Raw genomic sequence first — 6689 nt, 5'->3', positions numbered from 1 at the left:
CCCTGTTCGCTAAGACAAAGGGTTACGGTGTACCTGCTGGCGGCCGTTTCGAGCTGGCTAAGCCGTCCCTCGAGCGTGTTCAGCGTAGCGTCAAGTGCCGCCCGCTCATTTTCCGGCGCTGCTTTACGTAGCGCCGCCAGCCTTTCGTATTCAGTTTTAACGCTATTGAATTCCTGCGTAACGTCGCTTTTTTCATCCTGCCGGAGGACCACCACTCCGAGCCCCGCCAACTCGCTGATAAAAGCGGCGCTCTTCTCCTTCGCCACGATAAACTGGCAGATCTCCACCTGCTGGTTCCGATCGGTGGTGCTGGTGGCGTAGCTTTGGGTTGCGCCCCAGGTGGAAGCGAGCGCCGTTGCTCTCGCTTTTGCCGCGTTAATATCCACTACTTTCACGCGGAGGAAGGTGCTGAAAACAACGCGTTGCCGGTTGAGAAAGACACGCGTCGGGCGCTCCACCGCAACGGCCACCGGCTGCCTGGCTGCGGGCTTGTTTTTTTCCTTGGGCGCCGGCGGGGCTGGCTTAGGCTTGGTCTTGCCGGTGCGCGGCGCCGGGGCGGCGGCTTGGCGCGTTCGGGGCGCCGGTACGGCTGTTTCGCCGGTCGGTTCCGGTTTTGCGGGTGCTGCTGGCGTTACCGGGGAAACTACGGTCCGTTGCTCTTTAGAGGCGAGCAGCGGCGGCTGGAAAGTCCCGGAGCGTACCAAGGCAAAGGCGCTGCCTGCCACCAGGAGCAGCGCTGCCGTTGCCGCGGCCACGCGCTTCCATCCCGTAAGCAGGACACGCCAGCCACGCACGGGCTCCCTGTCTGCCGCGGCGATGCGGGCCATGACGCCGGCGGCGAAACCTGCAGGCGCTGCCGGTGCCTCTGCTGCCTGCAACAAGGCCCTCATCTGGCGCAGGAGGGCAAACTCGCGCTGGCAGGCCGGGCACCCGGCGAGATGGGCGGCCACCACGGGCGGAAAGTCTCGCTCCGGATGGTCCACGAGCAACAAAAGCTTTTTTCGTAAATGTTTGCACCGCATCGGTTTCACCTATTCCATCCCGGGCAGTTCGAGTCCCCTTTGCTTCGCCAGATGGTAGAGCGCCTTCTTGAGGGCGTTCCGTGCCCGGCTTAACCTGGACTTTACCGTGCCCGGGGCCACGCCAAGCGTGGCGGCGATCTCTTCGTAGCTGAGGGTTTCCATTTCTCGTAATACCAGGACTGCCCGGTGCTCCCGCCCGAGAGTGCCCAGCGCCTGCCAGACCAGGTCTCTCAGCTCACCGTCTTCGACTGCTTGTTCCGGCTGCCGGTTGTTGTCCGCCACCTGGCGGGGCAACTCCCCTTCGCCGGTCAACACCGGGTCGTCAAGCGATAACACGGCCTGGTTTCTTTTGCGATGGTTCAGCCAGAGGTTGACCGCTATCCGGTGCAGGTAGGTCCCAAAATCAGCCTCCTGGCGAAACCTATTAAGCGCCCGGTAGGCCCGCACGAAAGTTTCCTGCGCCAGGTCCTGGGCGTCGGCGTGGTTTCCTGCCAGGCGGTAGCAGAGACCGTAAAGGCGATCCTGGTATGTAAGAACCAGCCTCTCAAAGGCCTGCACGTCACCCTGCTGGGCCTGTGCGACCAGAGTTTTCACGTCGACCAAAGGAGCGTCCTCCTCTGGGTCCGGTAAATTTTCCGGACACTTATTAGACCTCAGATGGTGCTAAAAAGTTCCCAAGGGTCACCAGTATTTACGCGGGAGGTCCTTAAAACTAAAGTCGCTGCTATCTTTCACTTTCCGGGGGTTGCGCTACACCTTAAGTCTATCATCGGGGGCTGATTCCGGCAAGCGAGGGAAATTTCCCGGTGGCGCGCATTTTAACCGTGCATGTTGCGCGGCCGGCGCTTTGCCAGGGCGCTCACGAGAGGATTCGTAGCGGTTGTTTCGGGCATGAGGCACTCCTTAGCGAAGATGCGGTAAATGATGCTGGTAAAGATGCCCTGCAGCCCCAGAAGTAACCCCGTAAGCGCGAGCATCCAGCTTCTGGTGGCGGTGAAGGGGCCGAAGCCGCTCTCCACCCAGGAGACGAAGTGGTAGATGAGCGCGGGGACGCTGACACTCAGAAGCATCAGGCTCAGGTTCCGGAATTGCTTGTAAAGCGTGAGGTTGGTCAGGAGCTTCGTGGCCCGGGAGGGCTTTTTGAAGCGGTGGCGCACGGCATAAAGATCGATAATTCCTCCGTAAGCGGCGGTATTGATGCCGAGAAGCATAAACGCAAGTCCGGCGAGAAAGGAGTGGAGTCCCAAGTTGATCCCGTCGAGGTGCACCGTGCCTCTAACGGCTAGAAGACCGGCGAGGATGGCCCCGACCAGGAAGATCAGGAGACCGGGAAGGACAAAGGTGAGGTAGGGCTGGAAAATAAAAAGGAGGTCGAGCAGGACCCGCGCGATCCGCAGACCGTCCCGGAAGGGGCGTAATTTGGATGCGCCAAGGCGCGGGCGGTAGGCGATAGGAATCTCCGTAGCCCGGAAGCGGCTCCGGCTGACTTTTACCACCAACTCAGTTTCGATGGCAAAGGTAGACGATTCTATCCCCACTGCGGTAAGCACGCGCCGCCGCATACCGTATAGTCCTGAAAGCGGGTCGTTTCCCGGAAAGCCGGCCAGGTTTTTGATGAGCCGGGTGATCAGCCAGTTGCCGCCCCGGTTGAAGTAGGGAATATTTTCCCGGTTTGTGCGGCAGGTGAAGACTACATCCGTCTTTTTAAGCTCCTGCACTATTTCCGGGATATATTTTGCCGGGTAGGTGCCGTCGGCATCAATAAAAATGATGAAATCGCCGCGGGAGGCCTCAAAACCCGAGCGCATCGCCGCGCCCTTGCCCCGGTTGACCGGGTGGCAGATGACTTTGGCATTGCAGACCCGGGCTAGTTCCGCCGTCTTATCGGTGGAGCCGTCGTCGACCACGATGACTTCGGCGTCCAGCCCCGTGACCGCGGCGGCGATCTCTTTGAGCGTCGTGGCAATGCCTTGCTCTTCGTTAAAAGCCGGAACGATAACCGAAACTTGAGGCACGCTTTACTCCTTGAACGATAAGTATATTTTGCGCTGCCTGCAGGCGGCGCTGCACCGCTTAATTTTTCGCCGCGCTACGCGTTATTCCTGCTTTTTAGCAGTAGAGAGCGGGGGTTTTTACGTGTGAGGAAGGAGGAAGAGCGCGGTTGAAGGCGAAAAACTTCTATTTATGGTGAGGGAGACGCGAAAAGAATTGCTCACGCATCTTATCCTGGCGGCAGTGCTGTTAGGCGCGCTGGTGGTGCGGGTTGTATTTATCCATCACTGGGGGAGCAGCCTCGCTTTAGGGAGTGACGATGTCGGCTACACTGAAAGTGCCCGGCGTCTCGTGACGAACCACGTTTTTTCTTACTGGCGACCGCGCCTTTCCCCGGAACCGGCGCTGGGACCGAGTGCCTACATGCCACCCGGCTACCCGCTTTTCCTCGCGTTTTTTATCTGGCTTTGGGGCGATAACGCTCACGCTCTGGCGGCCGCACGGTACGCGCAGGCCTTCCTTATGGTGGGTACGGTCTATCTTACCTACCGTCTTGGTCGGGAGTTAGCCGGAAGGTGGGCGGGGCTCGGGGCGGCGGCTTTAGTCGCCTTTTACCCCCCGCTTATTTTGATCAACGGGTTGCTCCTGACCGAAACCCTCTTCACCTTTCTCCTTATATTGTTCGTGGGCCTCTGGGTGAAGGCGAGGCCGGATGACGCCCGGAGTCACGCGGTGCTTGGCGTGGTAAGTGGGCTGGCTACGCTTGTGCGCCCTACAGGTGTCCTTTTGCTCTTTGCCGCTGCCGGCCGCCTGGCGGTGTGCCTTATGCGCAGAAAAATTGGGGCGCGCGCTCTCTGGCCTGCTTTGGGTGCCCTTCTGCTCACCTTTTGTCTCGTTCTTTCTCCCTGGTGGGTGCGCAATGCCCTTGTCTTTCACCGCTTCATCCCCCTGACGGCGAGCGGCGGCAACCCCTTGTTACTGGGGACCTACGTTAATCTCGAGGGGATAAAGCACGGCTGGCATCCTTCCTGGCCGGTGGGGCGAGACCCGATGGAGACGGGCAAGCTCCATACCGCCCTCGCCCTAGAACGCCTGCGGGACGGCTTCCAGAACGATTTTTGGCGCTACCTTGACTGGTACACGCGGGGAAAGTTCCGGCTTCTCTGGGAGCGGGCCTTCGTCTGGGGGGGTGAGGACAAGCTGCCGCGGGGAGTTACCCTTCCTTACCATTACGTGCTGGTTGCCGCAGGCGGGTTCGGCCTGCTCTATGGTCTGTGGCGCTGTTTTCCGGGTAGCGGGAGGATTTTTGCCGTCCTGCTCCTTTTCACCCTGGTTCATCTTGCTACTTACGCCCACTGCCGGTATGCGCTGCCGCTGCTGCCGTTACTGGCAGCTACGGCTTTTTGGCCCCTGAAAGTTTTTGGGTAGCAACCTTTCTTTTGTGGGGGGCCTGTGCTATAATTAGGTCCTAAATACCGAGGGGGGGAACGGATGTTCGCGGAGAAGTTTGGCCGCGAGGGACTGACGTTCGATGACGTGCTGCTGGTTCCTGCTGCGTCGGCCGTTTTGCCGCGTGATGTCGAGACAACCACTTACTTTACAAATCAGATCAGGCTGAATATCCCATTAGTGAGCGCCGCGATGGACACGGTGACCGAATCCCGCCTGGCGATTGCGATTGCGCGGGAAGGTGGCATCGGCGTTATCCATAAAAATATGACGGTGGAGCGCCAGGCCTTGGAGGTGGACCGGGTAAAGCGGTCCGAGCATGGCGTCATCACCGACCCGATCTTTCTCGCGCCGGAGAACAGCATCCGGGAAGCGATGGCCTTGATGGAACGCTACCGGATTTCGGGTGTGCCCATCACTGAGGGGAAGAAGCTTGTCGGCATCATCACCAACCGGGATATCCGGTTCGAGACCAATTTTGACCAGCCGATAAAGAACGTGATGACTAAAGAAAACCTGATCACCGCTCCGGTCGGCACTACCCTTGAGAAGGCAAAGGAAATTCTGCGCCGGCATAAGATTGAGAAGCTCCCTTTGGTGGATGAAAACTTTCATCTGTGCGGCTTAATTACCATTAAGGACATCGAAAAGGCGCACAAGTACCCGCACGCGGCGAAGGACGCCCAGGGTCGGCTCCTCGTAGCGGCGGCGGTCGGCGTGGCGTCCGGCTATCTCGAGCGGGTGGAAGCCTTGGTGGCGGCGAAAGTGGATGCGATCGTGGTCGATACCGCTCACGGCCATTCGCAAAAGGTAATCGAGGCGGTGCGCGAAATCCGGCGGCTCTACCCCGACCTTCAGGTGGTGGCCGGGAACGTGGCTACGGCGGAGGGTGCGCGGGCGCTTTTCGAGGCGGGGGCTGACACCGTAAAGGTCGGCATCGGCCCCGGGTCGATCTGCACCACGCGGGTTATCGCCGGCGTAGGCGTGCCCCAGATAACCGCGGTTTACGAGTGCGCCCAGGAGGCCAAAAGATTCGGCCGGCGGATCATCGCGGACGGCGGCATCAAATATTCAGGCGATATTACCAAGGCGATTGCGGCTGGAGCAGATACGGTTATGTTAGGCAGTCTCCTTGCCGGGACCGAGGAGAGTCCCGGGGAAATCGAAATCTACCAGGGGCGTAGTTACAAGGTTTACCGCGGCATGGGCTCGCTTGGCGCAATGCGGGAAGGCGGCGCGGAGCGTTACTTCCAGGACCACGGCCCGAAGTTAGTGCCGGAAGGTGTCGAGGGCCGGGTGCCTTATAAGGGGCCGCTGGCGGAAACGGTCTTCCAGCTTATCGGGGGCCTGCGGGCCGGCATGGGTTACTGCGGCTGCCGGACCATTGAGGAGTTAAAAGAAAAGGCACGTTTTGTGCGGATTACCGTTGCCGGGTTGCGGGAAAGCCACCCGCACAACGTTATTATCACCAAGGAAGCGCCCAACTACACTATCGAGCGCAGCGGGTAGAAGGAGATGCGCGGTCAAAAAACGGGTCTTTTGGCCAGTAAAGATAAAGGCTTTACGCTATCAAAACCAGCGGGGGCGCAGGATTCCTGGGTTCTTGCGCGTTTCACAGGGATTCCGCTCCGCTTAGCAGCTTAAGGAGAAGCTCTCTTTCTCTCTCGCCGGGTGGCTTAGCGCTGCAGAGGTAAGGTATCTGCCGCGCCTTCTCGCTGCCGAAGAGCCAGCGGAAATCCTCGGCGAAAATCTCCTCGGCGTTACTGGTCCATTCGCCTTCCTTCGTCTGGGTCACGCCGCGCAGCGATAGGTATTGCTGCAGCGCCTTTTCGCTAACCAGTTCGTAACGAAGGATGTGGCCGAACTCGTGAGCCACGGTGTACGCCGCCAGGTAGGGGCGTAACGTTCCGGCCGGGCCACCCCATTTTTCACCCGGTAAATGTAGCTCCTGTACCGGGGCGAAGCGAAGAGGTAGACCGCTTTCTGGCCCGGGAGGGTGCAGCCGGCGAGCCAACCGAAACCGGGAAGAAAGCAGCGTTCCCGAACCACGTAAACCGGGATTTCCTGGGCCGATAGAAAAGGTAAGGCGGCTTCGAGGTGGCGCACTTCTGCGACCACTGCTTCCTGGGGTGGAAACTCGGCCTGCCCGAATGCGGCACGCTCCCCTCTGACCCCGCCGATCGAGGTAGGCACCTGCTCGAGTTCGCTGAGACTAACCCGCGCGGT

7 protein-coding genes are annotated in these 6689 nt (G+C 59.8%); 2 read left to right on the top strand and 5 right to left on the bottom strand.

Annotation, left to right across the window (positions count from 1 at the left end; all coding sequences use genetic code 11):
- From ACUVTA_RS07875 to ACUVTA_RS07865, 3 genes are all read right to left on the bottom strand, one after another.
- Positions 1-989, bottom strand: a 989-nt coding sequence (locus ACUVTA_RS07875; RefSeq protein ID WP_445952404.1) for a hypothetical protein, incomplete at its 3' end; no start/stop codon positions are given.
- A 42-nt stretch (positions 990-1031) separates the two neighbouring features.
- Positions 1032-1616 carry an RNA polymerase sigma factor gene (locus ACUVTA_RS07870; protein ID WP_445952405.1) on the bottom strand — a complete coding sequence of 195 codons (585 nt, stop codon included), beginning with the start codon at positions 1614-1616 and terminating at the stop codon, positions 1032-1034.
- A gap of 224 nt (positions 1617-1840) precedes the next feature.
- A complete protein-coding gene (locus ACUVTA_RS07865; RefSeq protein ID WP_445952403.1) occupies positions 1841-3037 on the bottom strand; it encodes a glycosyltransferase family 2 protein in 1197 nt (398 codons plus the stop codon).
- A 169-nt stretch (positions 3038-3206) separates the two neighbouring features.
- Between ACUVTA_RS07865 and ACUVTA_RS07860 the strand changes: the two genes are divergently transcribed.
- On the top strand, positions 3207-4442 hold the full coding sequence (locus ACUVTA_RS07860) for an ArnT family glycosyltransferase (protein WP_445952402.1): 1236 nt from the start codon (positions 3207-3209) through the stop codon (positions 4440-4442).
- Between the two features lie 63 nt (positions 4443-4505).
- Positions 4506-5972: an IMP dehydrogenase gene (guaB, locus tag ACUVTA_RS07855; RefSeq protein ID WP_445952401.1), complete on the top strand. Its 1467-nt coding sequence runs from the start codon at positions 4506-4508 to the stop codon at positions 5970-5972.
- Positions 5973-6075: 103 nt separating this feature from the next.
- Here the strand turns inward: guaB and ACUVTA_RS07850 are convergent, their stop codons facing one another.
- The gene (locus ACUVTA_RS07850; RefSeq protein WP_445952400.1) at positions 6076-6258 is read right to left on the bottom strand and encodes a hypothetical protein; all 183 of its coding nucleotides are present in this window, start codon (positions 6256-6258) and stop codon (positions 6076-6078) included.
- Positions 6255-6689 (bottom strand): hypothetical protein (locus tag ACUVTA_RS07845; RefSeq protein ID WP_445952399.1); only part of this gene is annotated, 435 nt, incomplete at its 5' end. The genes ACUVTA_RS07845 and ACUVTA_RS07850, both read right to left, overlap by 4 nt.

It is taken from the genome of Thermodesulfitimonas sp., assembly GCF_052743955.1.
The sequence above is the reverse complement of the archived record's forward strand: the minus strand, read 5'-3'. Positions and strand labels throughout refer to the sequence as shown.